Genomic DNA, 26,009 nt, shown 5'->3' with positions numbered 1-26,009 from the left:
GGTCCCTCTCATCCAAGCCTAGGAAATGGATCGCGCCCGAGTGCGTCGGTGGCAGCGCGGGCCAAAGCGCCAGCAGTCACGAGCGCAGCAGCCTTCGCGAGATCGTCGGCCATGTAGCGGTCGCTCTCCAGCGCCGGCACATGCTTGCGCAACGCGCCGATCACGGCGGAGAGCGCCGCGCTGGTGCCATGCGGCACGCGCAGTTCGATGCCTTGCGCGGCGACCAGCAGTTCGATGCCGATGATGTGAGCGAGGTTGTCGGCCATGTCGTGCAGCCGCCGTGCCGCGTGCGCGGCCATCGAGACGTGGTCTTCCTGATTGGCGCTCGTCGGCGTGGAGTCGATCGAGCATGGCAGCGCGCGCTGCTTGTTCTCGGCGAACAGAGCCGCTGCCGTGACCTCGGCGATCATGAAGCCGGAGTTCAGGCCCGGCTCCGGGGTGAGGAACGGCGGCAAACCGAAATTCAACGCGGGATCAACCAGCGTCGCGATGCGCCGCTCGCTGATCGCGCCGAGCTCGGACTGCGCCAGCGCGATCTGATCGGCGGCGAAGGCCACAGGCTCAGCGTGGAAATTGCCGCCGGAGATGATCTCTCCAGTCTCGACCAGCACCAGCGGATTGTCGGTGACGGCGTTGGCTTCCGTGACCAGCGTGCGCGCCGTCTGGCTCAGCAGATCGAGCGCGGCGCCGGCGACCTGCGGCTGGCAGCGCAGGCAATATGGATCCTGCACGCGCTCGTCGCCTTCGAGATGCGACAGCCGGATGGCGCTGCCGTCGAGCAACTCGGTGAGCACGCGGCCGGCTGCGATCTGGCCGGGATGCCCGCGCAGCGCCTGGATCTCCGGACGGAACGGCGCAGTGGAGGCCATCGCGGCGTCGACAGAGAGCGCCCCCGTCACCAGCGCGGCGTTGAGCAGGTCATGCGCACGGAACAGGCCGGCGAGCGCGTAAGCCGTCGAGAACTGCGTGCCGTTGATGAGCGCCAGCCCTTCTTTAGGTCCGAGCGTGACCGGCTGAAGTCCGGCATGCGCGAGCGCGTCGCGCCCGGCGACGAGGCGGCCATCGACGAAGGCCTGGCCCTCGCCGATCATCACCGCCGTCATATGCGCGAGCGGCGCGAGATCGCCGGATGCGCCGACCGAGCCCTGCTGCGGGACGAAGGGCGACACGCCGTGCGCCAGCATCGCCTGCAACTGTTCGATGATCTCACGGCGCACGCCGGAGGCGCCGCGGCCGAGCGAGATGATCTTGAGCGCCACCATCAGGCGCACGACCGGCTCGGGCGTCGCAGGACCGACGCCGCAGCAATGCGAGAGGATCAGGTTGCGCTGCAGTTGCGCGGTCTGGTCGGGCGGAATGCGCTTGGAGGCCAGCTTGCCGAAGCCGGTGTTGATGCCATAGACCGGCTCGGCGCCTTGCGCGGCTTTGGCGACGATCGCCGCCGCGGCTTCGACGCGCGGCCAATAGGCGGGATCGAGCGTGAGCGATGCGCCGGCGTAGACGCGCGCGAGATCATCGAAGCTGACGCGGCCCGGCTCGGCGATGATCGTGCTCATTGCCCTCTCCAGACACGCTGATGCAGCGGGTTGAAGCCCATGCGATAGACCAACTCCGCCGGACGGCTAATGTCCCAGATCGCGAGATCACACCATTTGCCGGATTCGAGCGTGCCGGTGTCAGCTAACAGACCCAAGGCACGCGCGCCCTCGCGCGTGACGCCGGCGATGCATTCGTCGACCGTCATCCGGAACAGGGTCGCGGCCATGTTCATGGTCAGCAGCAGCGAGGTCAGCGGCGACGAGCCGGGATTGCAGTCGGTGGCCAGCGCGAGCTTCACGCCGTGCTTGCGAAACAGCTCGACCGGCGGCTTCTGCGTCTCGCGAATGAAGTAGAACGCGCCGGGCAGCAGCACGGCGACGGTGCCGGCCTTCGCCATGGCCGCAGCACCGGCGTCGTCGGTATGCTCCAGATGATCCGCCGACAGCGCGCCGAATTCGGCCGCGAGCGCGGCGCCTCCGAGATTGGAGAGCTGATCGGCATGCAGCTTCACCCGCAGGCCGAGCGCCTTGGCCGTCGCGAAAACACGCGACGTCTGCGCAGCTGAGAACGCGATGTTTTCCATGAATGCATCGACCGCATCGGCGAGGCCCGACTTGGCAACCGCCGGCAGCATCTCGTCGCAGACCAGATCGATGTAGCGGTCCTTGTCGCCGCCCGCCTCCACCGGCAGCGCGTGCGCGCCGAGGAAGCCGGTCCGGACGCTGACCGGCCGCTTGCCGCCGAGAGCGCGCGCTGCGGATAATTGTCGCAGCTCCGTCGCCGTCTCCAGGCCGTAGCCCGACTTGATCTCGATCGTGGTGACGCCTTCGGCAAGCAGCGCATCGAGCCTGGGCAATGAGCCGGCGATCAGCGCCTCTTCGCTGGCGGCGCGCGTGGCGGCCACGGTCGAGACGATGCCGCCGCCGGCGCGCGCGATCTCCTCGTAGCTCGCACCGGCCAGACGCAGCTCGAACTCATGGGCGCGGTCGCCGCCATAGACGAGATGGGTGTGGCAATCGACGAGGCCCGGCGTGATCCAGCGCCCCTCGCAATCGATCCGCTCGGACGCATCGGCGTCGGCGGCAAAGTCCGATTGCGGACCGGCGAAGGCGATGCGGCCGTCGCGCGCCGCGATCACCCCCTCCTCGATCACGCCAAGGCCCGGCTGTCCCTCGCGCAGGGTCGCGAGCCGCGCATTCTGCCAGATCCGGTCGAAACGCTGGGCCATGCTGCCTCCCACCTTCACGAAAGCTTGACGGGCGATATGTCTATACATAAACTCGCTTCCGTCGTGCTGTCCAGCGGGTTGATCGATCATGGCGTCACTGCACTTCGCATCCGCGCTTCTGCCCACTGGCTGGGCCGAGGACGTGCAGGTCGTCATCTCCAACGGCGCGATTTCATCGGTCTCCGCCGGCGTGGCTCCGACCTCCGACGACGAGCAGCATGAGGTCGCTCTCCCCGGCATCGCCAGCCTGCACAGCCACGCGTTCCAGCGCGGCATGGCCGGGCTTGCCGAGATCAGCGGTCCCTCGACGGACACGTTCTGGACATGGCGCGAGACGATGTACCGTTTCGCGCTGTCGATGCGCCCCGAGGATGTCGAGGCGGTCGCGACCCTGCTCTATGTCGAGATGCTCGAGCGCGGCTTCACGCGCGTCGGCGAATTCCATTATCTGCATCACGATCGTGACGGCACGCCTTACGCAGATATCGCCGAGATGGCAGGGCGTATCGCCGCGGCGGCCCAGACCTCCGGCATCGGCCTGACTCTGCTGCCGAGCTTCTACGCGCATGGCGGCTTCGGCGGCGCGGCGCCGCATGACGGCCAGCGCCGCTTCATCTGCGACGTCGATCAGTTCGCCAAGCTGCTGGCGGCGTCGCGCAGGGTGATCGGTTCGCTCGCCGGCGCCAGTCTCGGCATCGCGCCGCACAGCCTGCGCGCCGTCGCGCCGGATGAACTGAATGCGCTGCTGCCGCTTGCCGAAGGCGGCCCGGTTCACATCCACGCCGCCGAGCAGGTCAAGGAGGTCGAGGACTGCCTCGCCTGGTCGAGCCAGCGCCCGGTGCAATGGCTGCTCGATCATCACGACCTCAATGATCGCTGGTGCCTGATCCACGCGACTCATATGACCGCGGATGAAACGGCGGCGCTCGCGCGGAGCGGCGCGACGGCCGGTCTGTGTCCGGTCACGGAAGCCAGCCTCGGCGACGGCATCTTCCCGGCACGCGATTATTTGCGTGCGGGCGGGCGCATCGGCGTGGGCACCGACTCCAACGTTCTGGTCGGCGTCGGCGATGAGTTGCGCCAGCTCGAATTTGGCCAGCGGCTGACACATCGCGAGCGCAACGTGCTGACGTCAGGCCCGGCTGCGTCGACAGGCCGCACGCTGTTCGATGCCGCGCTGGCCGGCGGCGCGCAGGCACTGTCGCAATCATTCGCCGGCCTGCAGGTCGGCGCCCGCGCCGACCTCGTCACGCTCGATCTGTCGCATCCGTCGCTCGCGGGGCGGACCCAGGATGCGCTGCTCGATGGCTGGATCTTCGCGACGTCCCACGGCGCCATCGACTGTGTCTGGGCGGGCGGCGCCAGGGTCGTTCAGGGCGGCCATCATCGCTCACGCGAGACCGCGCGGCGCGGCTTCAACACGGCGGTGCGGAGGCTGCTCGCATGAGCCTCGCCGAGGATCGGACCAAGCCCGGCGCGGGCACGCTCTACAAGACGATCCGCCAGGACATCGAGCGTCGCATCCTCACCGGCGAATGGCCGCCCGGCCACCGCATCCCGTACGAGCACGAGATCATGGAGCACTATGGCTGCTCGCGCATGACCGTGAACAAGGCGCTGTCGGAGCTCGCTCAGGCCGACCTGATCGAGCGCCGCCGCCGCGCCGGCACCTTCGTGCGGCGTCCGCAATTCCTGTCAGCGGTGCTGAAGATCCCCGACATCCGCGCCGAGATCGGGGCGCTCGGCCGCGCCTATGGCTATGAGCTGATCTCATCCGCGCGCCGCACCGCCAGCGCCGCCGATCGCGAGCGCCTTGGCGTCAAGACGCCGTGCAAGGTGATCGCGATCCGCTGCCGCCATAGCGCCGATGGCCTGCCGTTCGCGATCGAGGACCGCCTGATCGATCTCGACGCCGTGCCCGATGCGGCGAAGGCCAATTTCAAGATCGACCCGCCGGGCTCGTGGCTGCTGCATCACGTGCCCTGGACCGAGGCGGAGCATGCGATCAGCGCCATCATTGCCGACGAGGCGATCGCAGCTGGCCTCGGCATCGCCGTCGGCGCGCCCTGCCTCGTCATCGAGCGCCACACCTGGCGCCAGGGCCAGCCGCTTACCGCTGTCAGGCTGGTCTATCCCGGCGAACAGCACCGGCTGGTCGCGCGCTTCAGAGGCAGCGAATGAGCATGGCGATCGCGCCGGATCTGAGCACGAGATTTGCAAGCCAGCGGACAGCTCTTGCAGAGACATGCGGTCATCGCGGATTGCCGCGGACCGCTCCGACGATTTCTTTCAACAGGAGAGGATGATGAAGATGCGCAAACTTGGACGATTTGCCATGACGGCCGCGCTGCTGGCCTCCACTTCGGCATTCGCCGACGATGTCAAGGTCGGCATCGGCATTTCCGGCTGGACGGGCTTTGCGCCGCTGACGCTGGCGAAGGAAGCCGGCATCTTCAAAAAGAACGGCCTCGACGTCACCATCAAGAAGATCCCGCAGAAGGATCGCCATCTCGCGATCGCCGCCGGCGACGTGCAGTGCGCGGCGACCACGGTCGAGACCTGGATCTCCTGGAACGCCAACGGCGTCGCCACCAAGCAGATCTTCCAGCTCGACAAGAGCTACGGCGCCGACGGCATGGTCGTGCGTAACGACATCGCCTCGATCAAGGACCTGAAGGGCAAGACGATCGCAGCATCGGCGCCGGGCACCTCGCCCTATTTCGGGCTGGCCTGGATGCTGAAGAAGAACGGGCTGACGGTGAAGGACGTCACCGTCGTCAACATGGAGCCGGGTCCCGCCGCGCAGGCTTTCGTCGCCGGCCAGAACGATGCGGCGATGACCTATGAGCCGTATCTGTCGACGGTGCGTGCCGCGCCGGACAAGGGCAAGATCATCGCCACCACGCTGGATTATCCGATGGTGATGGACACGTTCGGCTGCACGCCGAAATTCCTGAGCGAGAACCCGAAGGCCGCCAAGGCGCTCGCCGACAGCTATTACGAGGCGCTCGACATGATCGCCAAGGACCAGGCCAAGGCCTATGAGATCATGGGCGCCGACGTGAAGCAGAGCGGCGAACAGTTCGGCAGCTCGGCCAAGTATCTGCGCTGGCAGGATAAGGCTGCGAGCCAGAAGTTCTTCGAGACCGAGTTCAAGACCTTTAACAAGGACGCGGCCGAGCTGCTGCTCGAAGTCGGCATCATCAAGCAGATCCCGAACGTCGAGGATCTGTATGATGCGAGCTTCATCAAGTAGACGCTGAAGCCCGCGCCACACGATCCGTCATTGCGAGCGAAGCGAAGCAATCCAGGGCCCCCCTGAAACTCTGGATTGTTTCGTCGCTTCGCTCCTCGCAATGACGACGTTGAAGCATTCTGCCTGAAAAGTGCGTGCAGCCCCTCTGACGCGCCGATCTTCGAACGACCTGCACGAACCCACGAAAGCCTTCTCCGTGATCCGACCTCTCGACCCCGTCAGCGCCCGATCTCGAATAGCGCTCGGCCTCGCCTTCTTCGTGCTGTTCGTCGCTGCGTGGTCGCTGGCGACGTTCGGCGGCTATGTGTCGAAGACCTTCCTGGCCGATCCCCTGACCATGCTGCGCGAGGGCTGGGACCTGCTCGTCAAGTTCGGCTTCCTCTACGACATCGGCATGACGGTCTGGCGCGTCGTCGGCGGCTTCGTGCTCGCAGCCGTCATCGCCGTTCCGCTCGGCCTCTTGATGGGCGCGTACAAGCCGATCGAGGCGTTCCTCGAACCGTTCGTCTCCTTCGCGCGCTACCTGCCCGCCTCCGCCTTCATCCCGCTGCTGATCCTGTGGGCCGGCATCGGCGAGTTGCAGAAGCTGCTGATCATCTTCATCGGCTCCGTGTTCCAGATCATCCTGATGATCACCGTGACCGTCGGCAATACCAGGCGGGACCTCGTCGAGGCCGCTTACACGCTCGGCGCCAGCGATCGCGGCATCATCGCCCGCGTGCTGCTGCCCACCGCCGCGCCTGACATCGCCGAGGTCCTGCGGCTCGTGCTCGGCTGGGCGTGGACCTATGTCATCGTCGCCGAGCTGATCGGTTCCTCCTCCGGCATCGGCCACATGATCACCGACAGCCAGGCGCTGCTCAACACCGGACAGATCATCTTCGGCATCATCATTATCGGCCTGATCGGGCTGATCTCGGATTTCCTGTTCAAGGCGTTCAACGCTTGGCTGTTCCCGTGGAAGCTCGCATGACCACGCTCGTCATCGATCAGGTCACTCGCACCTTTCCGGCCCGCCAGGGCCACGCGCCGACGCGCGCACTGGAGCCGGTCGCGCTCACCATCGGCAACAACGATTTCGTCACCATCCTCGGCCCGTCCGGCTGCGGCAAGTCGACTTTACTGCGCATCGTCGCCGGGCTCGACCATCCGACCAGCGGCAAGGTGCTGCTCGACGGAAGCGAGGTCAAAGGCCCCGGCGCCGATCGCGGCATGGTGTTCCAGTCCTACACGCTGTTCCCGTGGCTCACCGTACGCGAGAACATCGCCTTTGGCCTGCGCGAGCGCGGGGTGCCGGAGGACAAGCGCAACGCCATCGCCGACCGCTTCATCGAGCAGATCGGCCTGAAGGGGTTCGAGAACCACTGGCCCAAGCAGCTCTCCGGCGGCATGCAGCAGCGCTGCGCGATCGCGCGCGCGCTTGCTAATGATCCAAAGATCCTGCTGCTCGACGAGCCGTTCGGCGCGCTCGATAACCAAACGCGCGTGCTGATGCAGGAGATGCTGCTCGGCATCTGGGAGCGCGACCAGAAGACGGTGCTGTTCGTCACCCATGACATCGAGGAAGCCATCTTCCTCGGCAGCCGCGTGCTGGTGATGAGCGCCCGCCCCGGCCGCATCAAGGCGGATATCAAGATCGACCTGCCGCATCCGCGCTCCTACAAGATCAAGACCTCGCCGGAGTTCGTCGCACTGAAGGAGCGGCTGGTGGAGGAGATCCGCGCCGAGGCGCTGAAGGTGGCGACGGAGGCGTGAGGTCACGCCGCTTGCTGCGCGGCTGTGTGCTCTCTAGGTAGCGGCGTACGCGGAAGAATACCCCTCCCTAGCGAGCAAGCCGCACGGTCCTACATGCCCTCTCCCACCCTGGCGAAGCTTCGCTTCGCCGTGGGGGCGAGGGCGCAGTAACTGGCACTGTGCCGGCTCAAACCGAGAGCTTTGCTTTCCACTTATAGCCGCGACAAGACTGCGCAATACAGCGCCCTCGCCCCTTGTGGGAGAGGGCATCGCCGGCGGTCCCACGGGCTCGCTCGGGTGAGGGGTTCTCTCCGCGGGCAACACTGGTGGATAGCTAGTCATGCGGCAGCAGTTCCTGGGTTGCATGCCTAACTCCCGGTCTGCCGCACCCGTCCCTCGTCTAACTGAGACCTCGGAGCCCCCCGCCGCATCCGCCTCACCCACGGCACCAGGTGGAACACGCTCATCAGCAGATACATCACGGTCATGTCACCGAGCGGGGCCCCCGCCGGCATGGCCGAGCAGATCACATCTGCTCGGCCGTCGCGGGTCATGGCGTTCAGCATGGCCATCAGCGCGAAGGTCGGCGCCGCGGCGAGGCGCAGGGCATCGGCGAGGTCCGGCATGACACGCCGCTTGGACAGGTTAAACGCCATGGCACCACTCCATGCTCTCAGCGCGCCGCGTATTCGTCGCGGCGGCGCCACCACACGCCCTCCTCGTTGCGGCCCTTCGGCGCGCGGTCGAGCCACTGATAGGCGCCCCACAGGCCGTCGAGGCCGCGGGCGTAGGCCGAGTAGGTGTGATAGACGACGCCGTCCTCGATGATGAACGCGCTCATGCCCGGACGATCGCGCATAAAGGTCGCGCCGTCGGTGCCGGCGCCGGCGGCGATCTCCGCCACCATGGCCGGCACATCCGACGCGCCCACCGCCGGGCTGGTGCGGTAGTTGTATTCGGTACCGCCCTGGCGCTGCTGCTCCTCGGTGATCGCGACGTCGAAGTCGAAATTGAAGTCGCTGCTGGCGGAGGACGCCCACGGGAAGCTCCAGCCCATGCGGGCCTTGTACGCCTTCAGCTTCGCCAGCGGTGCCCGCGACACCGCCCACAGCATCACGTCGTGATTGGCGAGATGGACCTGAAAGCCGTTGAAGCCGTCGGCGATCATCGAGCAGGACGGACAGCCGGCCTTGAAGTCGGGCCCGAACATGAAGTGGTAGACGAGCAGCTGCGAGCGGCCCTTGAACAGATCGGGCAGCGTTGCGGGCCCCTCCTCCGTATCGAAGCGATAGCTCTTGTCGACGCGTACCCAGGGCAGTTCCTGGCGGCGTCGCGCCAGTTCGTCGCCGCGGCGGGTGAGGTCCTTCTCGGCCTGCAGCAGGTCGAGCCGTGCCTTGAGCCAGTCTTCGCGAGTTCCGGTAAGGTGCATAGTCATATCCTTGATCCTTTGCGTGTTGACCGCGACTGAGACTAGGATCGGCGCGGGAGACACCGGGAGTGACAAGTGTGGCGGGATTTGCATGGACTCGCTGATCTCGGCCGCGGCGCAGGCGCTGGCCGCCGGTGATCCGCTCGGCGCACTCAATCGCGTCGCGTTGCGCGATGATCCGCCGGCGCTGGCGTTGCGCGGCATCGCGATGGCGCGGCTTGGTGAGACCGTGCGTGCAAAGGCGCTGCTGCGGCAGGCCGCACGCGCCTTCGGTCCCAGAGCGGCCATGGCGCGCGCGCGCTGCGTCGTCGCGGAGGCCGAGATCGCGTTGGCGGCGCGTGATCTGTCGTGGCCGACGAAGGCGCTGGCCGAGGCACGCGAAACGCTCGAGCAGCACGGCGACCGCATCAATGCCGCCTACGCGCGAAGCCTCGAGATCCGGCGCATGGTTCTCATCGGACATCTCGACGACGCCGAGCGCGGACTGGCCGATCTCGATCCCACGCCGCTGCAGCCGGCGGCGCGCACCATCTATGAGCTGATCGTCGCCGGCCTGGCGTTGCGCCGGCTGCAGACCAAGGCGGCGCAGGCGGCGCTCGAACGAGCCGCGCGCACGGCGCGGCAGGCGCGCAGTCCGGAGTTGCATGCCGAGATCGAACGTCTCCTGGGAACGCTGTCCGCGCCAGCCGCGCGCTTGATCCAAGGAGCCGAGCAACGCCTGCTGCGGCTCGATGAGGTCGAAGCGCTGTTCCGGTCGGACAGCTTGATCATCGATGCCTGCCGGCTCGCGGTGCGCCAGGGCGGCCGCATCGTGCCGTTGGCGCGGCGTCCAGTGTTGTTTGCACTCGTCCGCAGGCTCGCGGAGGGAACGCCGGATGGTGTCTCGCGGTCTCAGCTGATCGCCGCGGCTTTCCGCGGCAAGGAGGCCGACGAGTCACATCGGGCACGCCTGCGCGTCGAGATCGGGCGTCTGCGTCAGCTCTTGAAGAACATCGCCGAAGTCAGTGCGACGCGCGACGGCTTCGTGTTAACGACCCAAGGCGGTCACGGCATCGTCGTGCTGGCGCAGCCGATCGAGGACGAGAATGCCCCCGTGCTGGCCTGCCTCGCCGATGGCGAGGCGTGGTCGAGTTCCGGCCTTGCGCTGGCGCTCGGCTTGAGCCAGCGCACGGTGCAGCGCGCGCTCGACGCGCTGGCGCTGTCGGGCAAGGTCCAGTCGTTCGGCCGCGGCCGGGCGCAGCGCTGGACCTGCCCGGTGGTGCCGGCATTCGCGACCAGCTTGTTACTCCCGGCGTGGTCGTCGCTCGATTAGCGTGCGGGCGTCAGTCGAGGAATGGAGCACAGCATGAGACGCGCACCGGCAGAGATCATCCGCGAATACGGCCCGTTCGACGGCGCCGACCGCGTCAATGGCGTCAGCTATGACGGTGCGCAGGTCTGGATCGCGACCGGCCCCAGCATCAAGGCGATCGATCCGACCGATGGCACGGTGCGCAAATCACTCGACATGCCCTCGCACGCGGGCACCGCCTTCGACGGCCGGCACCTTTATCAGATCGCGGAGGATCGCATCCACAAGCTCGATCCCGATAGCGGGCGTGTGCTTGCGACGATCCCCGCGCCATCCGGCGGCGGCGATTCCGGGCTGGCCTGGGCGGAAGGGTCGCTGTGGGTCGGCGCCTATCGCGATCGCAAGATCCACCAGATCGATCCGACCTCGGGACAGATCCTGCGCAGCATTCCCTGCACGCGCTTCGTCACCGGCGTCACCTGGGTGGATGGTGAGCTGTGGCACGGCACCTGGGAGGACGATGTCAGCGACATCAGGCGCATCGATCCCGCAACCGGCGAGGTACTCGATCAGCTCGACATGCCCGCCGGCACCGGCGTCTCCGGCCTGGAGTCGGATGGTGGCGACACGCTGTATTGCGGCGGCGGCGACAGCGGCAAGGTGCGCGCGGTCAGGCGGCCGAAACGCGCTGGGTAAGCTGCCACTTGCGGCCATGATGCCGGAGCGAGCCTGCCTACTTCGCGATCGACGTGAACGCCGCCTTGCGGAAGTTGGCGTTCGCCTCCTCGCGCGTCTGCAACTGCTGGCCACCGCCGCTGCCCACCGGCTTGGTCGGCGTGACGACAGAGAAGAGTACGAAGCCGCCCGCCTTGCGCGGGAAGATGAAATATTCGGCGATGTCGGACTTCTCGCTGTCCTCGCAGGAGGACATGCCGCGGAACACGACGGCGCTGTCGACCAGCTCGCTGTTGCGCGCGGAGATGAACTTGCCTTTGCAGTCGCGGGCGTCGTTGCCGATGATCGTGGCCGCGACCTCGAGGCCGTCGACGTTGCGCTGCGGCGGCACGATGCGCACGAAGCCGGTGGCGTTGTCAGCCTTCCAGGCGACACCGCCCGACGTCAGCCACACCGGGCGTTCGCCGCCGCCCAGGATCGCCGGATGCGACAGCGCGGCCTTGAGAATGAAGTTGGAGGCGATCTGCATCGCCTCGAGCTGCAGCTCGGGTGAATCCTCCGCCGCGCGTGCCGGCTGCACGCTCGCGGTCGCCGCCGGCGCAGCCGCCGCAGGTGGTGCGGCCGGGCGCTGCGCCGCGGCCGCGTTGGGCTGCACCGTGAAGTTCGTGGCGGCGGCCATTCCACCGGCATTGATGAGGCGCACGCAATTGGCGAGCGACAGCAGCATCACGGAGGTGCCGTTGAGATCGAACTGGAACAGGTTGCCCTGCGCGAAAGCCGACATCGTCCGTGCCGCCCGGAACGTCTTGATGAGCGTCGAGTCGTTCGGCATCGGCACGACCACCATGTTGGCCGACCACACCGAGCCCTCGACATTGTAGGAGGTTCGCCCATCGAAGCTGAGCACGATGGGAAACTTCTGTCCCTGCGTGAGCGACCAGCCGGGATGGATGAACGCGAGCGCCCAATTGTAGGTCGGCAGCGCGAGCACGCCGAAACTGATGCCGCTCTTGTAGCTTGCGGACGCGATGCAGCTCGAGAACTTGCCGGTGTTGTCGTCGGTGTAGGCGCCGCCCGACCAGCCTGCCACTGAGATCGTGCCATAAGGTCCCTTGGCATGCGCAGCCCCGAGCAGCGCGGCCGACGCCAGCGCCAGAACCGAAAGCATCGCCGCAAAGATCGCCCGCCGCACCGTCATCAGCCATCCCCCTTTTCGCCGCATTGTTGCAATTCCGGCGGCCACGTCAAGTAGATGCGCAAAGCGACCTTCTACCCAAGGGATAGAGCAGCTGCGACCGGTCGCGGGCTCATCCACACAACATGTCGCGGCAGCCGTCCACAGCCCTTCATGGGACCGTCATCGAACTCCGCTAGCGCTCACGAGGTCTGAAGCAAGGGATATCGCCAATGTCTGTCACGCTGCCCGTCCTCGGTGCCGCCCTCTCCGTCAAATCGATTCCGGCCCATACCGACTGGCTGCTGGAGCGCCAGCGCGATCTCGAGATCCAGGATTTCTTCCGCGCCGATCTGCTCGACAGCGACTGGCGCGCCACCGCCAAGGAAATCAAATCGATGCTGGACGGTCACACTGGCCGGCTCGGCATCCACGGCCCGTTCTGGGGCTTCACCATCGCCAGCCACGACCCGATGATCCGCCGCGCCGTCACCAAGCGGCTGCTGCAGGGCCTGGAAGTCGCCGAGTTTCTCGGGGCCACGCAGATGGTGATCCACTCGCCCTACACCACCTGGGACTACAACAACATCGACATGCTGCCCGACAATCGCGAGGCGCTGATCGAGCGCGTGCGCGCGACGCTGTCGGATGTCATCGCCTCCGCCGAGCAGGCCAATTGCGAGCTCGTGATCGAGAACATCGAGGACAAGAACCCGCTCGATCGCGTCACGCTCGCCAAGGCGCTGAGCAGCAGCAAGGTGCGGGTGTCGCTCGATACCGGCCACGCCAACTACGCGCATCACTCCACTGGCGCGCCGCCGGTCGATTACTATGTCGACGCCGCTGGCGACATGCTGGCGCATGTCCATTTGCAGGACACCGACGGTTATGCCGACCGCCACTGGGCGCCCGGCGAAGGCAATATCCGCTGGATCGCCGTGTTCCGCGCGCTGGCGAAGCTCTCGTCCAATCCGCGCCTGATCCTCGAACTGCGCAACCACGATCACGTCAAGGCAGGCGCGGCGTACCTCGCCTCGCTCGGCCTCGCTCAATAAGCAACCGCCTTTTTCCTGACAAGCTCAAGAGAGATTGCCATGACCAAGCTCACCCGCCGCGGCCTGCTCGGCGCCGGCGCCGCCATCGGCGGCAGCTTCATCCTGCCGCGCGTCTCGATCGCGCAAGCCGACAACCGTCCCTCCGTCACCATCGCCGTGCAGAAGGTGACGAATTCGAACGTGCTCGACGTGCTGCGCGAGCAATCAAATGTCGGCGAGCGTGTGTTCTATTCGTCGCTGTGGGAAGGCCTGATCTCGAAGAATTTCCGCGGCAATCTCGAAGCCGTCCCGGGTCTTGCGACCGAGTGGAAGCGGATCGACGACCAGACCGTCGAGCTGAAGCTGCGCCAGGGCGTCAAGTTCCACAACGGCGACGAGATGACGGCCGAGGACGTCGTGTTCTCGTTCAGCCGCGAGCGCATGTTCGGCGACAGTGAGGCCAAGAGCCGCTCGACCATCAAGGCGTTCGAGAAGATCCCGGCGCCGCGCCCGGGCAAGGAGCTGCCGCCGGACGTGATCGGCGTCGCCCGCCGCATCTGGCCCGATCTCGTGCGTGTCGATGCGATCGACAAATACACCGTGCGCTTCGTCAACGCGACGCCTGACGTCACCATCGAGGGCCGCCTGATGCGCTACGGCTCCGACATCATGAGCCGGCGCGGCTGGGAAGAGGCTGCGAGCTATCTCGACTGGGCGCGCAAGCCGATCACCACCGGTCCCTACAAGATCGTCGAGTTCAAGCCGGATGTGTCGCTGACGCTGGAAGCGCATGACGAGTATTGGGGCGGCCGTCCGCCGCTGAAGCGCATCCGCTTCGTCGAGGTGCCGGAAGTCGCGAGCCGCATCAACGGCCTTCTGTCTGGCGAATATCAGTTCGCCTGCGACATCCCGCCGGACCAGATCGCCGGCATCGAGAAGAACGCGGCGTTCGAGGTTCAGGGCGGCACCATCCTCAACCACCGCCTGACCGTGTTCGACAAGAACCATCCGCAGCTCGCCAATCCCCTGGTGCGCCGCGCCTTCACCCACGCGATCGACCGCCAGGCGATCGTCGACAGCCTGTGGGCCGGCCGCACCCGCGTGCCGAAGGGCCTGCAGTGGGAGTTCTACGGCGACATGTTCATCGCCGACTGGAGCGTGCCGGCGTTCGATCCGAAGCTGGCGCAGGATCTCCTGAAGCAGGCCGGCTACAAGGGCGACCCGATCCCCTATCGCCTGCTCAACAACTACTACACCAACCAGACCGCGACCGCGCAGGTGCTGGTCGAGATGTGGCAGGCGGTCGGCCTGAACGTACAGATCGAGACCAAGGAGAACTGGTCGCAGATCCTGGAACGCGGCGCCACCCGTGCGGTGCGCGACTGGTCGAACTCGGCCGCGTTCAACGACCCGGTGTCCTCGCTGGTCGCCCAGCACGGCCCGAACGGCCAGCAGCAGCAGGTCGGCGAATGGACCAACGCCGAGCTGAACAGGCTGTCCGAATTCCTGGAGACCTCGACCGATCGCGCGGCGCGCAAGAAGGCGTTCGGCCGCATGCTGGAGATCGCCGAGCGCGAGGACCCGGCCTACACGGTGCTGCACCAGAACGCGACGTTCACGGCGAAGCCGAAGTCGATCAAGTGGAAGGCCTCGCCGGCCTTCGCGATGGACTTCCGCAACGGCAATTACGGAGCTTGATGCCGTGGCGCCGCTGGTCAGCATCTCCGGCCTGAAGGTCGCCTTCGACGGCACGCCTGTGCTGCATGGCATCGATCTCGACATCGACAGAGGCGAGGCCGTCGGCCTCGTCGGCGAGTCCGGATCCGGCAAGTCGGTGACCTGGCTCGCGGCGCTTGGCTTGTTGCCGGCCAAGGCGAGAATCGCCGGCTCCGCCACGCTCGATGGGCGCGAGCTGATCGGTGCGGATGGCAATGTGCTCGACCAGGTGCGCGGCCGGCGCATCGCGATGATCTTCCAGGATCCCGCCAGCGCGCTCAACCCGGTGCTCACCATCCGCCGCCAGCTGTGCGAGAGCCTCGCATTGCATCGCGGCCTGCGCGGCGAGGCCGCGCGGGTCGAGGCGCTCCGGCTCCTCGACCTCGTCGGCATTCCCGATGCCAACAGGCGGCTGACGGCCTATCCGCACGAGTTCTCCGGCGGACAGGTCCAGCGCATCATGATCGCGATGGCGCTCGCGGGCCAGCCTGATCTGCTGATCGCCGACGAGCCGACCACCGCGCTCGACGCCACCATCCAGGCGCAGATCCTCGATCTCCTGGCCGCGGTGCGGCGCGAGTTCAACATGGCGATGGTGCTGATCAGCCACGACCTCGGCGTCGTCGCGGAGAATTGCGACCGCGTTTGCGTGATGTATGCCGGGCGCATCGTCGAGCGCGCGCCGGCCACTCGCCTGTTCGACGATCCCTGGCATCCTTATGCGCAGGGCCTGATCGGCGCGCTGCCGCCGCTTGACGGTGCGCGCAGGCGGCTGCAGGCGATTGCCGGCACCGTGCCGGATCCGCGCGCGCTGCCGAGCGGCTGCGCCTTCGCGCCGCGCTGCAGCTTCGCCGGCGATGGCTGTCATGCCGGCGTGCCGCCGCTCGCGCCGTTCGAGCAGGACCGCGCGGTGGCCTGCCTGCGGCCGCAGCGGCTGCCGGTGGAGCTCGCCGCGGAATGACGACGCCACTCGTCGAGGTCGACAGGATCTCGCGCACCTATCGCATGCGGTCCGGACTGTTCGGCCGTGCCGCCGCCGTTCATGCCGTCGATGGTTTGAGCTTTTCGATCGCCAGGGGCGAGACGCTCGGCATCGTCGGCGAATCCGGCTCCGGCAAATCGACCACGGGGCGCATGGTGCTCGGGCTCGAGCCGCCGGACGCTGGCACTGTGCGCTTCGACGGTGCGCCGATCGCGGCACAGGGCACGGCGGCCTGGCGCGCCCAGCGCGCGCGCATGCAGATGATCTTCCAGGATCCGCTCGGCGCGCTCGATCGCCGGCTTCCCGTCGCCGCGCAGATCCGCGAGCCGCTCGACATCCACGGCATCGGCACCAAGGCCGAGCGCGAGGCGCGCGTGCACGAGCTGCTGCGCGCGGTCGACCTCAACGACAGCCATGGCACCCGCTATCCCGGCGCGCTCTCCGGCGGCCAGCGCCAGCGCATCGTGCTGGCGCGCGCGCTTGCGACCAGGCCCGACTTCCTCGTCTGCGACGAGCCGGTCAGCGCGCTCGATGTCTCGATCCAGGCGCAGGTCGTCAATCTGCTGATCGATCTCCAGGCGCGTCTTGGCCTGACGATGCTGTTCATCAGCCACGATTTGCGTGTCGTCAGGCAGATCAGCCGCAAGGTCGCGGTGATGTATCTCGGCCGCATCGTCGAATATGGCGACGCCGATGATCTGTTCGCGCGGCCGCAGCATCCCTACACGCAGGCGCTGGTCTCCGCCTCGCCCGCGCCGGGCCGCCGCAGCACCAACCGCATCGTGCTGACCGGCGATCCGCCCAATCCGGCCGCGCGTCCCGCCGGCTGCGCCTTCCATCCGCGCTGCGGTCATGCGACGGCGCGCTGCAAGGTCGAGGTGCCCGCGCTCACCGCGCTCGATGCGCAGCGCCAGGTGGCATGCCATCTCGTGACCGGCGCGCCGTCACAGAACCAGGACGCTGCGTGATGCTCCGCTTTTTCGCGATCCGCGTCGCGCGCGCATTGTTGACGATCGCGCTCGTCGTCACCTTCGCCTTCATCGTGCTGCGGCTCTCGGGCGATCCCGCGCTGATGATCATGGGACCCGAGGCGCCGCCGGAAGTCATCGAAGCGTTCCGCAAGGCGTGGGGCCTCGATCATCCGATCTGGGTGCAGTATCTCGACTACTTCAAGGCGATCGGCCAGGGCGAGCTCGGCCGCTCGATGCGCGACGGGCGCCCGGCGATCCAGCTCGTGCTGGAGCGCATCCCGGCCACGCTCGCGCTCACCATCCCCGCCTTCCTGGTCAAGGTGCTGCTCGGCATTCCCGCCGGCATCTATGCCGCGCTCCACCGCGGCTCCGCCATCGACCGCGCCGTGATGATCACGGCGGTGGCCGGCTTCACGGTTCCGAGCTTCGTGCTGGCGCTGCTGCTGGTGCTGATTTTCGCCGTGCAGCTCGGCTGGCTGCCCTCGGGCGGACAGGATTCATGGCGCCACGCCATCCTGCCGATCGTGACGCTCGGCTTCGGCGGCGCCGCCGTGCTGGCGCGCTTCACGCGCAGCGCGATGCTGGAAATCCTCGGCCAGCCCTACATTCGCACGGCATCTGCCAAGGGCGTGCCCTGGCGCCGCGTCATCACCGATCACGCGCTGCCGAACGCCGCGATCCCCACCGTCACGATCCTCGGCTTCATGGTCGGCAGCCTGATCGCCGGCGCCGTCGTGGTCGAGAGCGTCTTCTCGTGGCCCGGTGTCGGCCGGCTGCTGGTCGTCGCGGTGGCCAATCGCGACCTCGCCGTCGTGCAATGCATCCTGCTGCTGGTCGCGATGACGATGGTGACGTCGAACCTGATCGTCGATTTTCTCTACGGCCTGCTCGATCCGCGGCTGCGCAGCAAGGGAGCGGAGGCATGACCGACGTCGCGATGAAGGCGCCGGCCGCAAGGCGGCTGCGCTGGCCGAACATCCCGGTCTCCGTCACCATTGCGATCGGCTGGATCGCGGCGATGCTGATCATCGCGATCTTCGCCGACCAGATCGCGCCTTACGGCTTCACCAAATTCGACCTGCGCAACCGTCTCTCGCTGCCAGGCAACCCGGCTCATCTTCTCGGCACCGACGAACTCGGCCGCGACGTGCTGTCCCGCCTGATCGTCTCGATCCGGATTTCGCTCTTGATCGCGTTCGGCGCCACCGCGATCTCCGCGATCGCCGGCACCACGCTCGGCTTCCTCGCCGCGCATTTCCGCGGCCTCGTCGAGCAATTCGTCCTGATGCTCGCCGACTTCCAGGCGAGCATGCCGTTCCTGATCCTCGCGCTCGCGGTGCTCGCCTTCTTCGGCAATTCTCTGCCGCTCCTGATCGGCCTGATGGGTCTGTTCGGCTGGGAGCGCTACGCACGCATCGCGCGCGGGCTCGCGATCTCGGCCAATGCGCAGGGCTATGCCGCCGCCGTGCGCCAGCTCGGCGCGACGCCGCGCCGCGTGTATCTGAGGCACATCCTGCCGAACATCGCCTCGACCCTGATCGTGTCGATGACGCTGGTGTTTCCGGAGGTCATCCTGCTGGAGTCGGGACTGTCGTTCCTCGGCCTCGGTGTGCAGCCGCCGATGACCAGCCTCGGCAACATGGTCGGCTATGGCCGCGAATATCTCACGCGAGCCCCGTGGATCATGCTCGCGCCTGCGCTCACGATCGTGGTCACGACGCTCGCGGTCTCCGTGATCGGCGACTGGCTGCGTGACAGACTGGATCCGACGCTGCAATAGATCGATCCGCGGCGCTGGATCAGTAGCGGGTATCCCGACTGGCCGCCTCGGCGTGATCGCAGACGATCAAGGCGTGCCCCGCCTGCTCGCCCGCGAGCGCCATCCATTTCGACGCCTGCTGCAGCCAGAGGTCACGCCGGGCGGGATCACGCTCGGCCTCTTCACGGCAGCTGGACGCAGCCGCCAAACATGCCGATTTCCTGTCCATGGGCCATGGTCCGACACGTCAACGCCAGCGGCACTTACACAGGATATCGCGATTTCAGGTTGTGATCAATTTCCCAGCGGTTTCGCCTCGCATGGTTCAGCAAAGCGCATCGGCAGCGAATGGTGCGCATGGCATGCCGCGACCGCAGCATGGCCGAAGGCCACGGCGATCTGATGCAAGTCCGTCACGACGTCGCCGATGCCATAGAGACCGTCGACTCCGCAGCGCTGCTTGGCATCGACCTCGAGAAATCCCTCCTCCGTATGGCGCGCGCCGAGCCTGATCGCGAGCTCGGAACGGACCTCCGCCCCCATCGCGGGATAGACGATGTCGAAGCGCTCAACGCTGCCATCCACGAACGAGACGGCCAGCGCGCTCTCCACGCGTTGCAGCGCCTTGAGCGGCGGCGTCACCCGAATTCCGGCCGTGGCCAGCTCTCGCTGCCTTGCATCGTTCTGCTCGTGGCCGATCGGGATCAAGGTGACGTCGGAGCTGTAGACGCGCATGAACAACGCCTTGCCCGCGGCATGTCCGAGGGGTCCCATGATCGCGATCTTGCGTCCGGCAGCCTCGAAGGCGTCACAGACCGGGCAATAGCGCAGCGCGCCGTCGCGCACCGCCGCCGTCCAGTCGGTGAGCGGCGCCTGTTTGTCGACGATCCCCGTGGCCAGCACAGCCCGTTGCGCCAGAATCGTCCCGCCCTCGTGCCCGGCGATGATGTCGCCGTTCCGGCGTTCGAGCGCCGCCACCGTGCCGCTGATGATGGGCACGTCGAGTTCCTCGACCTGCAGCCGCATCCGCGCCAGCAGCTCGGGGCCGGAAAGGCCATTCGGAAACCCCGGCAGGTTGTGACTTCGCGGAATCAGCGCCGCGCGTGACGCGCCACTGTCGATGATCACCACCTGCCGCCGGAACCGCGCCAGGTAGACCGCGGCCATCAGGCCAGCCGGCCCGCCGCCAATGACCAGAACTTCGGTGCGCATCGCCGTCCTCGCCTCGGATCGGGGAACCAAATGCCGAGCGACGGAACGGTTCCTGCCACACTCGGCGTCAACCTGCGGAGACAGAGGAACGTCGACGGAACCTTCTGCACCGCTACGGCGTTAACTTATGTCGCTGTCGCGGCGGAAAAGCCGTGCAAACTTGGCAGCGAGGGGGATTTGTTGCGAGGGCGCGTGGATGCGATTTGTCAATTCGACCGATGAAAGTTTGATGGCCTACTACGAGAGTGTCCGCAAGCAGGTGGCTGCCGACAGCCGGATCGGGGGACCGTACCGGCTGATCGGCGAGCGGGCCAAGCAATATGCCCAGGAGCTCCAGGCCGAGATGCGGCGCCGGCAATTGCGCTTCACGCCGATCGAGTGGCCGAACTGAACTGAGGATTTTTGCCGAGAGCATGCATCATACATGCAGAAACGAAACGCACTGAATGCGTCAGTGTTAGTTCCTGCGCCCTCTCCCCCCAAGCGAAGCAAAGCTTCGCCAGGGTGGGAGAGGGCGCTGTATTTTGCAGTGTCACTGCGGCGTCCTTTGAAGGGCGGCTACGCTCACTCCCAGCTCCAGCTCGAGAAATCGTTCTCGAACTGCGGCACGTCCTTCCAGACGCCCTTCAGCTTCTTGTTGATCACCGTGATCCATTGCGGCTGGAACAGGAAGCCGGCGGCGGCGTCGGTGGCCAGCAGGCGCTGGGCGTCGCCGAGCAACTTGGCGCGGTCGGCCTCGGCGGGCGTGTCGACGATCTGCTGATAGAGCTTGTTGAACGCCTCGGACTGATAGCCAAAGTAATAGTTCGGCTCGGTGAACTTGACGAGGTCGAACGGCTCGACATGCGAGACGATCGTCAGGTCGAAATCGTGCGGGCCGTTGAACACCTGCGACAGCCACGCCGCCCATTCGAGGTTTTCGATCTTGGCGGTAATGCCGACCTTGGCCAGCTGCGCCGCGATCACCTCGCCGCCCTGCCGGGCATAGGCCGGCGGCGGCAGCCGCAGCGACAATTGCAGCGGCGTGGTGACGCCGGCTTCCGCCAGCAGCTTCTTCGCCTTCTCCGGATCGTACGGATTGATGTCCGTCGTATCGACATAGCCGAGCGCGCCCGGCACATAGAAGCTGCCGATCGGGGTGCCCAGCCCGTCGACGGCGCCCTCGATCAGCGCCTTGCGGTCGATCGCGGCAAGAATGGCGCGGCGGACGCGAACGTCGTCGAGCGGCTTCTTCTTGTTGTTGATGGTGAGGATGGTCTTCGCCTTGGAGCCGCCGATCAGCACCGCGAAGCGCGGGTCGGCCTTGAACTGCGCGATGGTGCGCGCCGAGGTGCCGCGCGGGAAGGCGTCGACATCGCCCGACAGCAAGGCGGCAACCTGCGCCGCCGGATCGGAGATGAAGCGGATCGTCACCTTGGACAGCTTGACGGCGGCGGCGTTGCGATACTCAGGCCATTTGTTCAAGGTCAGCGATGAGCCTTTGGCCCAGGCGCCGAGCGTATACGGCCCGGTGCCGACCGGCTGTGTCGCATTGGTCGGCGCGCTCTTCGGCTCGACGATCGAGGCGGTCGCCTGCCCCAGCAGGAACGGCAGGTTCGGCTCGGAATATTTCAGCTTGACCTCGATGGTCTCGGCGTCCGGCGCGTTGACCGCCTCCATCGCCTGGAACAGTGCCTTGTCCTTGTTGGTGCTGTTGGCCGCGCCGGCGCGGTCGAACGAGAACTTCACCGCGGCGGAATCGAACGCCTCGCCATTCTGGAATTTGACGCCCTTGGCGAGCTTGAAGGTGTAGCTCTTCAGGTCGGACGAGGTCTGCCAGCTCGTGGCCAGAAGCGGCGATACCGAGCCGTCCTCGTTGATCTTGGTCAGCGTCTCATAGACGTTGTAGAGCGTGACCTCGGCAATCGCAGCCGCAGCCGCGCTGGTCGGGTCGAGACCCGGCGGCTCCAAGGTCATGCCGACGACGACGCTGTCCTTCTTGCTCTGTGCCGAGGCGGGCACAGCAGCGGCCGCGACGAGCGCGGTCAAAGCGATGATGGATAGTTTCTTCAACATGTGTTCGTTTCTCCCGGACGGAACCGAATTATGCGTCAAAGCGGCTTGGAGACAAGAGGCGGATGTTCTGCAGTCGTCGCCGCCGGCAGTGCCATCACGCTTTCCGCATGGTGGCAGGCAGCCGAATGTTGCGCCGTCAATGCCCGCAGCGCGGGCGCGGTCTCGCGGCAATGCGCATCGGCGAGCGGACAGCGCGGCGCATAGGCGCAGCCGGCCGTGCCCAGGGACTGCGAGGCGATCGCAACGTCCGCGCGCCGGCGCCTGACCGCCCCGGCCTGCGCGCGCGGCACGGCGTCCAGCAGCGCGCGTGTGTAGGGATGCGCGCACTGCCCGAACAGATCCTCCGGCCGCCCCTGCTCGACGATGCGGCCGAGATACATCACCGCGACCTCGTCGCAGAGATAGTCGACGACCGCGAGGTCATGGCTGATCAGGACATAGCTGAGGCCGAACTGCTCCTGCAGGTCCTGCATCAGGTTGAGCACCTGCGCCTGCACGGACACGTCCAGTGCCGAGACCGGCTCGTCGGCGACGATCAGTTTCGGCTGGGTGATCAGTGCACGCGCGATCGCGATGCGCTGGCGCTGGCCGCCGGAGAATTCATGCGGATATTTGTCCATGTCGGCATCGCGCAGGCCGACCTGCCGCAACACGCTCGCCACGAGGGTGCGCAAGGTGTCGCGATCCGGGCTCTCCAAAGCGGTCAGCGGCTCAGCGACGATGCGCGCGATGGTCTGGCGCGGATCGAGCGAGCCATACGGGTCCTGGAACACCATCTGGAAATCGCGCCGCGCGCGGCGCAGTTCGTCAGCTGGGAGACGGTTGAGATCGCGCCCGGACATCAGCACCGATCCCGACGACGGCACCTCCAGCGCCATGATGAGCCGCGCCAAGGTCGACTTGCCGGAGCCGGACTCGCCGACGATGCCGAGGCTCTTGCCGGGCATCAGTTGAAGCGAGACGCCATTGAGCGCCAGAACGTGGCCCGGCGGACGCAGCAGGCTCTCGCGCGGCAGCGTGTAGCGCTGCACGAGATCCCTGATCTCCAGCAGCGGCGCTTCGGAGACATTCTTCACGGCCGCGTTCACGCCACCACCCCCACGGGATCGCGCGCGAGCGACGCGTCGGTCCGGATGCAGCGGACGCCGTGTCCGGCGCCGATCTCGATCAGCGGCGGCAGCGCTGAGCGACAGGCGTCGATCACCAGCGCGCATCGATCGGCGAACGGGCATCCCGTGGGAAGATCGGCCAGCTCCGGCACGGTGCCGGCGATGGTCGACAGACGCGTGCCCTTGCGCGCGCCGAGCCGCGGCCGCGCCCGGAACAGGCCCTGCGTGTAGGGATGCCCCATGCGCGAGAACACCGCGTCCGTGGTGCCGCTCTCGACGACCGTGCCGCCATACATCACGATCATGCGCTGCACGTTCTCGGCGATGACGCCGAGATCATGCGAGATCAGGATCATCGCCATGCCCTGCTCGGCGACGAGGTCGGCGATGAGATCGAGGATCTGGCGCTGGATGGTGACGTCGAGCGCGGTGGTCGGCTCGTCGGCGATCAGCACGTCGGGCTTGCAGGCGAGCGCCATCGCGATGGTGATGCGCTGGCGCTGGCCGCCGGAGAACTGATGCGGATAGGCATCGTAGCGTCGTGCGGGATCCGGCAGGCCGACGCGGTCGAGCAGCGCGATCGCCTGGCGTTTCGCCTCCGCCGCAGAGCAGCCGGTGTGGCGCAACAGCGGCTCGGCCACCTGATGGCCGATCGTGTGCATCGGGTTGAGTGCGGTCATCGGCTCCTGGAAGATCATGCTGATGCGGTTGCCGCGCAGCTTGCAGTAATCCGCGTCGGGCAAGCCGGCCAGCTCGCGGCCGTCGAGCCTGATGCTGCCGCTGACGACCGCGCTGTCGGGCAGCAGCCCGAGCAGCGCCAGCGCCGTGATCGACTTGCCGCAACCGGACTCGCCGACGATGCCGAGCGTCTCGCCGCGGCGGAGCGCGAAGGAGACCTCGCGCACCGCCTGTGCCGGACCGCGGCTGGTGTTGAGCCGGATGCCGAGGCTTTTGACATCGAGCAGGATCTGATCGCTCGCGTTCATCGCTGCCTCGCCAGGCGCGGATCGAGCAGGTCGCGCAGACCATCGCCGAGCAAATTGAGGCCGAGCACCGCGAGCGCGATCGCAGCGCCCGGATACACGGCCAAGCTCGGCGACTGGAACAGCAGGGTCTGCGCATCGTTCAGCATGCGCCCCCAGGACGGCTGCGGCGGCTGCGTGCCGAGGCCGAGATAGGACAAGGCGGCCTCCGCCAGGATCGCCAGCGCGAACTGGATGGTCGCCTGCACGATCAGGATCGACAGGATGTTTGGCAGCACGTGCTCGATGGTGATCCTAAAGCGGCCCTTGCCGGCGGCACGCGCCGCCAGGATGAACTCGCGCGCCCAGATCGCGCCGGCCGAGCCGCGGGTGACGCGGACGAAAACGGGGATCTGGAAGATGCCGATCGCGGTGATCGAGGTCACCATGCCCGGCCCGATCACGGCCGCCAGCATGATCGCCGAGAGCACGGCGGGAAAGGCGAAGGTGAAGTCGCTGAAACGCATCACCAGCTCCTCGGTCCAGCCGCGCTGCGCGGCGGCGACGAGACCGAGGGCAACGCCGCAGGTGAGTCCGATGCCGACAGCGATGATGCCGACGAGAATGGTCGCGCGCGCGCCGACCAGCAACAGCGAGACGATGTCGCGGCCGAACACGTCGGTGCCGAGCCAATGCGCGGAGGACGGCGGCCGCAGCTTGGACGCGACGTCGATCTCATAGGCCGACCACGGCGTCCATACCAGCGACAGCAAGGCTGAGCCGAGCACGAGCAGGCAGAGCAGCGCGCCGACGACGAAGCTGCGGTGGCGCAGCGCGCGGCGCCAGAATGCATTCTGCGCGGGTGCTGCGCCGGCCTGAACGATCACGGATGCACTCACAGCTCGTGCACCTTGATGCGCGGATCGATGACGGCATACAGCACGTCGACCACGAAATTGACAATGATGACCATGGCCGCCAGCAGCATCACGCAATTGCGGACGACGATGAGATCGCGATTGGCGATCGACTGGAAGATGAGGCGGCCGAGGCCCGGGAGGTAGAACACGTTCTCGATCACGATGGTGCCGGCGAGCAGATTGGCGAATTGCAGGCCCATCACGGTGAGCACCGGGATCATCGCATTGCGCAGCACGTGCTGCCAAAGCACCTCGCGCCTGGTCAGGCCCTTGGCGCGCGCGGTGCGGACGAAGTCCTCGCGCAGCACGTCGAGCACGGCCGAGCGCGTCACCCGCGCCAGAATCGCGGCCTGGACCACTGCGAGCGCCACCGCTGGCAGCAGCAGCGAACGCAGGCCGGGCCAGATGCCGTCCTCCCAGCCGGGGAAGCCACCGGCCGACAGCCATTGCAGCTTCACCGCGAACAACAGAATCAGCAGGATCGCGAACCAGAAGTTCGGCAGCGCGATGCCGATCTGAGTCAGTGACATCACGCCGACATCGCCGATGCGGTTGTGGTTCGCGGCGGTGTAGATGCCGGCCGCGAGCGCCAGCACCGTGGTCAGCGCCATGGCCATGATTGCCAGCGGAATCGTCATCGCCAGCCGCTCGCGGATCAGTTCGGCCACCGGCGTGCCATAGGCATAGCTGTTGCCGAGCTGTCCGGTGGCGAGCCCGCCGAGCCATTGCAAATAGCGCAGCGCCAGCGGCTGATCGAGCCCGAGCTTGATCGTCAGCGCCCTGACCGCATCGGGCGATGCGTCGGCGCCCATCAGCATCTGCGCCGCGTTGCCCGGCAGGGCATCGAGCACCAGGAAAATGATCAGCGACGCCCCGACCAGGGTCGCAAGCAGGGTCAGGCATCGCCGCAACAGAAACACGCTCATTCGAGCCGGAACTCCATTTCTCGGCGGCCGCACGTTC

The 26,009-nt window shown here is 66.9% G+C and carries 26 protein-coding genes; 14 read left to right on the top strand and 12 right to left on the bottom strand.

Translation table 11 applies throughout. The features are described from left to right. Positions 1–8 precede the first annotated feature (8 nt). Positions 9–1,556, bottom strand: coding sequence for a histidine ammonia-lyase (gene hutH, locus ACQR0Z_RS12045; RefSeq protein WP_434918756.1), 1,548 nt, complete (start codon positions 1,554–1,556; stop codon positions 9–11). Continuing rightward, complete coding sequence (hutI, locus tag ACQR0Z_RS12040; protein WP_434919298.1) at positions 1,553–2,767, bottom strand: imidazolonepropionase; 1,215 nt, start codon at positions 2,765–2,767, stop codon at positions 1,553–1,555. Before hutI ends, hutH begins: the two co-directional genes overlap by 4 nt. An 88-nt stretch (positions 2,768–2,855) precedes the next feature. Between hutI and ACQR0Z_RS12035 the strand changes: the two genes are divergently transcribed. The 5 genes from ACQR0Z_RS12035 (at position 2,856) to ACQR0Z_RS12015 (ending at position 7,778) form a co-directional block, all read left to right on the top strand. Beyond that, the gene (locus ACQR0Z_RS12035; RefSeq protein WP_434918755.1) at positions 2,856–4,214 is read left to right on the top strand and encodes a formimidoylglutamate deiminase; all 1,359 of its coding nucleotides are present in this window, start codon (positions 2,856–2,858) and stop codon (positions 4,212–4,214) included. Continuing rightward, positions 4,211–4,948 (top strand): histidine utilization repressor, encoded by a 738-nt coding sequence (hutC, locus tag ACQR0Z_RS12030; protein ID WP_434856061.1) that lies wholly within the window; start codon positions 4,211–4,213, stop codon positions 4,946–4,948. Before ACQR0Z_RS12035 ends, hutC begins: the two co-directional genes overlap by 4 nt. Positions 4,949–5,078: 130 nt before the next feature. Next, on the top strand, positions 5,079–6,023 hold the full coding sequence (locus ACQR0Z_RS12025; RefSeq protein ID WP_434918754.1) for an ABC transporter substrate-binding protein: 945 nt from the start codon (positions 5,079–5,081) through the stop codon (positions 6,021–6,023). A gap of 199 nt (positions 6,024–6,222) precedes the next feature. Beyond that, a complete protein-coding gene (locus ACQR0Z_RS12020; protein WP_434919297.1) occupies positions 6,223–6,996 on the top strand; it encodes an ABC transporter permease in 774 nt (257 codons plus the stop codon). Continuing rightward, on the top strand, positions 6,993–7,778 hold the full coding sequence (locus ACQR0Z_RS12015) for an ABC transporter ATP-binding protein (protein WP_434918753.1): 786 nt from the start codon (positions 6,993–6,995) through the stop codon (positions 7,776–7,778). Before ACQR0Z_RS12020 ends, ACQR0Z_RS12015 begins: the two co-directional genes overlap by 4 nt. Positions 7,779–8,125: 347 nt before the next feature. Here the strand turns inward: ACQR0Z_RS12015 and ACQR0Z_RS12010 are convergent, their stop codons facing one another. Together ACQR0Z_RS12010 and ACQR0Z_RS12005 are read right to left on the bottom strand one after the other, a co-directional pair. Beyond that, a complete protein-coding gene (locus ACQR0Z_RS12010; protein WP_434918752.1) occupies positions 8,126–8,413 on the bottom strand; it encodes a hypothetical protein in 288 nt (95 codons plus the stop codon). A gap of 17 nt (positions 8,414–8,430) precedes the next feature. Continuing rightward, the gene (locus ACQR0Z_RS12005; protein WP_434918751.1) at positions 8,431–9,192 is read right to left on the bottom strand and encodes a DUF899 domain-containing protein; all 762 of its coding nucleotides are present in this window, start codon (positions 9,190–9,192) and stop codon (positions 8,431–8,433) included. Positions 9,193–9,277: 85 nt separating this feature from the next. Here ACQR0Z_RS12005 and ACQR0Z_RS12000 point away from each other — a divergent pair, with 85 nt between their 5' ends. Continuing rightward, complete coding sequence (locus ACQR0Z_RS12000; RefSeq protein ID WP_434918750.1) at positions 9,278–10,498, top strand: helix-turn-helix domain-containing protein; 1,221 nt, start codon at positions 9,278–9,280, stop codon at positions 10,496–10,498. Positions 10,499–10,531: 33 nt separating this feature from the next. Further along, positions 10,532–11,173 carry a Vgb family protein gene (locus ACQR0Z_RS11995; RefSeq protein ID WP_434918749.1) on the top strand — a complete coding sequence of 214 codons (642 nt, stop codon included), beginning with the start codon at positions 10,532–10,534 and terminating at the stop codon, positions 11,171–11,173. A 37-nt stretch (positions 11,174–11,210) separates the two neighbouring features. Here ACQR0Z_RS11995 and ACQR0Z_RS11990 read toward each other — a convergent pair whose 3' ends face one another. Then, a complete protein-coding gene (locus ACQR0Z_RS11990) occupies positions 11,211–12,350 on the bottom strand; it encodes a hypothetical protein (RefSeq protein WP_434918748.1) in 1,140 nt (379 codons plus the stop codon). Positions 12,351–12,559: 209 nt separating this feature from the next. Here ACQR0Z_RS11990 and ACQR0Z_RS11985 point away from each other — a divergent pair, with 209 nt between their 5' ends. Genes ACQR0Z_RS11985 through ACQR0Z_RS11960 form a run of 6 tightly spaced genes read left to right on the top strand, consistent with a single transcriptional unit; the run spans position 12,560 to position 18,809 of the window. Continuing rightward, a complete protein-coding gene (locus tag ACQR0Z_RS11985; RefSeq protein ID WP_434918747.1) occupies positions 12,560–13,381 on the top strand; it encodes a sugar phosphate isomerase/epimerase family protein in 822 nt (273 codons plus the stop codon). Positions 13,382–13,420: 39 nt separating this feature from the next. Next, the gene (locus ACQR0Z_RS11980) at positions 13,421–15,058 is read left to right on the top strand and encodes an ABC transporter substrate-binding protein (RefSeq protein WP_434877530.1); all 1,638 of its coding nucleotides are present in this window, start codon (positions 13,421–13,423) and stop codon (positions 15,056–15,058) included. Between the two features lie 4 nt (positions 15,059–15,062). Further along, positions 15,063–16,037 (top strand): ABC transporter ATP-binding protein, encoded by a 975-nt coding sequence (locus ACQR0Z_RS11975; protein ID WP_434918746.1) that lies wholly within the window; start codon positions 15,063–15,065, stop codon positions 16,035–16,037. After that, positions 16,034–17,026: an ABC transporter ATP-binding protein gene (locus ACQR0Z_RS11970; RefSeq protein WP_434918745.1), complete on the top strand. Its 993-nt coding sequence runs from the start codon at positions 16,034–16,036 to the stop codon at positions 17,024–17,026. Before ACQR0Z_RS11975 ends, ACQR0Z_RS11970 begins: the two co-directional genes overlap by 4 nt. Continuing rightward, a complete protein-coding gene (locus ACQR0Z_RS11965) occupies positions 17,026–17,955 on the top strand; it encodes an ABC transporter permease (RefSeq protein WP_434918744.1) in 930 nt (309 codons plus the stop codon). Before ACQR0Z_RS11970 ends, ACQR0Z_RS11965 begins: the two co-directional genes overlap by 1 nt. A gap of 11 nt (positions 17,956–17,966) precedes the next feature. Beyond that, positions 17,967–18,809, top strand: a complete 843-nt coding sequence (locus ACQR0Z_RS11960; RefSeq protein WP_434856546.1) for an ABC transporter permease — start codon at positions 17,967–17,969, stop codon at positions 18,807–18,809. A 19-nt stretch (positions 18,810–18,828) separates the two neighbouring features. On the opposite strand, the gene ACQR0Z_RS11955 is transcribed toward ACQR0Z_RS11960, so the two are convergent. Beyond that, positions 18,829–19,017 carry a hypothetical protein gene (locus ACQR0Z_RS11955; RefSeq protein WP_434856582.1) on the bottom strand — a complete coding sequence of 63 codons (189 nt, stop codon included), beginning with the start codon at positions 19,015–19,017 and terminating at the stop codon, positions 18,829–18,831. 65 nt (positions 19,018–19,082) lie between these two features. Beyond that, positions 19,083–20,000 (bottom strand): NAD(P)/FAD-dependent oxidoreductase, encoded by a 918-nt coding sequence (locus tag ACQR0Z_RS11950; RefSeq protein ID WP_434918743.1) that lies wholly within the window; start codon positions 19,998–20,000, stop codon positions 19,083–19,085. A gap of 229 nt (positions 20,001–20,229) precedes the next feature. Here ACQR0Z_RS11950 and ACQR0Z_RS11945 point away from each other — a divergent pair, with 229 nt between their 5' ends. Then, positions 20,230–20,391, top strand: coding sequence for a hypothetical protein (locus ACQR0Z_RS11945; RefSeq protein WP_009025659.1), 162 nt, complete (start codon positions 20,230–20,232; stop codon positions 20,389–20,391). Positions 20,392–20,564: 173 nt separating this feature from the next. Here ACQR0Z_RS11945 and ACQR0Z_RS11940 read toward each other — a convergent pair whose 3' ends face one another. Genes ACQR0Z_RS11940 through ACQR0Z_RS11920 form a run of 5 tightly spaced genes read right to left on the bottom strand, consistent with a single transcriptional unit; the run spans position 20,565 to position 25,972 of the window. After that, on the bottom strand, positions 20,565–22,055 hold the full coding sequence (locus ACQR0Z_RS11940; RefSeq protein ID WP_434918742.1) for an ABC transporter substrate-binding protein: 1,491 nt from the start codon (positions 22,053–22,055) through the stop codon (positions 20,565–20,567). A 35-nt stretch (positions 22,056–22,090) separates the two neighbouring features. Continuing rightward, positions 22,091–23,143, bottom strand: a complete 1,053-nt coding sequence (locus ACQR0Z_RS11935; RefSeq protein WP_434918741.1) for an ABC transporter ATP-binding protein — start codon at positions 23,141–23,143, stop codon at positions 22,091–22,093. Next, complete coding sequence (locus tag ACQR0Z_RS11930) at positions 23,140–24,150, bottom strand: ABC transporter ATP-binding protein (protein ID WP_434918740.1); 1,011 nt, start codon at positions 24,148–24,150, stop codon at positions 23,140–23,142. Before ACQR0Z_RS11930 ends, ACQR0Z_RS11935 begins: the two co-directional genes overlap by 4 nt. Beyond that, a complete protein-coding gene (locus ACQR0Z_RS11925) occupies positions 24,147–25,013 on the bottom strand; it encodes an ABC transporter permease (protein WP_434919296.1) in 867 nt (288 codons plus the stop codon). The genes ACQR0Z_RS11930 and ACQR0Z_RS11925 overlap by 4 nt, the downstream gene beginning before the upstream one ends. Positions 25,014–25,021: 8 nt before the next feature. Then, complete coding sequence (locus tag ACQR0Z_RS11920; protein ID WP_434877540.1) at positions 25,022–25,972, bottom strand: ABC transporter permease; 951 nt, start codon at positions 25,970–25,972, stop codon at positions 25,022–25,024. Positions 25,973–26,009 lie beyond the last annotated feature (37 nt).

This window comes from Bradyrhizobium sp. HKCCYLS3077, assembly GCF_051167555.1.
In the GTDB taxonomy this organism is placed as follows: Bacteria; Pseudomonadota; Alphaproteobacteria; order Rhizobiales; family Xanthobacteraceae; genus Bradyrhizobium.
Note: the sequence above shows the minus strand (reverse complement) of the source record. Positions and strands in the feature narration are given on the sequence as shown.

What these genes read in the sequence shown, in the direction of transcription:
- hutH (WP_434918756.1), bottom strand. Translation starts at nt 1,556, where the DNA reads ATGAGCACGATCATCGCCGAGCCGGGCCGCGTCAGCTTCGATGATCTC.
- hutC (WP_434856061.1), top strand. Translation starts at nt 4,211, where the DNA reads ATGAGCCTCGCCGAGGATCGGACCAAGCCCGGCGCGGGCACGCTCTAC.
- ACQR0Z_RS11990 (WP_434918748.1), bottom strand. Translation starts at nt 12,350, where the DNA reads ATGACGGTGCGGCGGGCGATCTTTGCGGCGATGCTTTCGGTTCTGGCG.
- hutI (WP_434919298.1), bottom strand. Translation starts at nt 2,767, where the DNA reads ATGGCCCAGCGTTTCGACCGGATCTGGCAGAATGCGCGGCTCGCGACC.
- ACQR0Z_RS12010 (WP_434918752.1), bottom strand. Translation starts at nt 8,413, where the DNA reads ATGGCGTTTAACCTGTCCAAGCGGCGTGTCATGCCGGACCTCGCCGAT.
- ACQR0Z_RS11980 (WP_434877530.1), top strand. Translation starts at nt 13,421, where the DNA reads ATGACCAAGCTCACCCGCCGCGGCCTGCTCGGCGCCGGCGCCGCCATC.
- ACQR0Z_RS11930 (WP_434918740.1), bottom strand. Translation starts at nt 24,150, where the DNA reads ATGAACGCGAGCGATCAGATCCTGCTCGATGTCAAAAGCCTCGGCATC.
- ACQR0Z_RS11920 (WP_434877540.1), bottom strand. Translation starts at nt 25,972, where the DNA reads ATGAGCGTGTTTCTGTTGCGGCGATGCCTGACCCTGCTTGCGACCCTG.
- ACQR0Z_RS11960 (WP_434856546.1), top strand. Translation starts at nt 17,967, where the DNA reads ATGAAGGCGCCGGCCGCAAGGCGGCTGCGCTGGCCGAACATCCCGGTC.
- ACQR0Z_RS11965 (WP_434918744.1), top strand. Translation starts at nt 17,026, where the DNA reads ATGCTCCGCTTTTTCGCGATCCGCGTCGCGCGCGCATTGTTGACGATC.
- ACQR0Z_RS11995 (WP_434918749.1), top strand. Translation starts at nt 10,532, where the DNA reads ATGAGACGCGCACCGGCAGAGATCATCCGCGAATACGGCCCGTTCGAC.
- ACQR0Z_RS11970 (WP_434918745.1), top strand. Translation starts at nt 16,034, where the DNA reads ATGACGACGCCACTCGTCGAGGTCGACAGGATCTCGCGCACCTATCGC.
- ACQR0Z_RS12000 (WP_434918750.1), top strand. Translation starts at nt 9,278, where the DNA reads ATGGACTCGCTGATCTCGGCCGCGGCGCAGGCGCTGGCCGCCGGTGAT.
- ACQR0Z_RS12005 (WP_434918751.1), bottom strand. Translation starts at nt 9,192, where the DNA reads ATGACTATGCACCTTACCGGAACTCGCGAAGACTGGCTCAAGGCACGG.
- ACQR0Z_RS11945 (WP_009025659.1), top strand. Translation starts at nt 20,230, where the DNA reads ATGGCCTACTACGAGAGTGTCCGCAAGCAGGTGGCTGCCGACAGCCGG.
- ACQR0Z_RS12025 (WP_434918754.1), top strand. Translation starts at nt 5,079, where the DNA reads ATGCGCAAACTTGGACGATTTGCCATGACGGCCGCGCTGCTGGCCTCC.
- ACQR0Z_RS11955 (WP_434856582.1), bottom strand. Translation starts at nt 19,017, where the DNA reads ATGGACAGGAAATCGGCATGTTTGGCGGCTGCGTCCAGCTGCCGTGAA.
- ACQR0Z_RS11940 (WP_434918742.1), bottom strand. Translation starts at nt 22,055, where the DNA reads ATGTTGAAGAAACTATCCATCATCGCTTTGACCGCGCTCGTCGCGGCC.
- ACQR0Z_RS12035 (WP_434918755.1), top strand. Translation starts at nt 2,856, where the DNA reads ATGGCGTCACTGCACTTCGCATCCGCGCTTCTGCCCACTGGCTGGGCC.
- ACQR0Z_RS11985 (WP_434918747.1), top strand. Translation starts at nt 12,560, where the DNA reads ATGTCTGTCACGCTGCCCGTCCTCGGTGCCGCCCTCTCCGTCAAATCG.
- ACQR0Z_RS12015 (WP_434918753.1), top strand. Translation starts at nt 6,993, where the DNA reads ATGACCACGCTCGTCATCGATCAGGTCACTCGCACCTTTCCGGCCCGC.
- ACQR0Z_RS11950 (WP_434918743.1), bottom strand. Translation starts at nt 20,000, where the DNA reads ATGCGCACCGAAGTTCTGGTCATTGGCGGCGGGCCGGCTGGCCTGATG.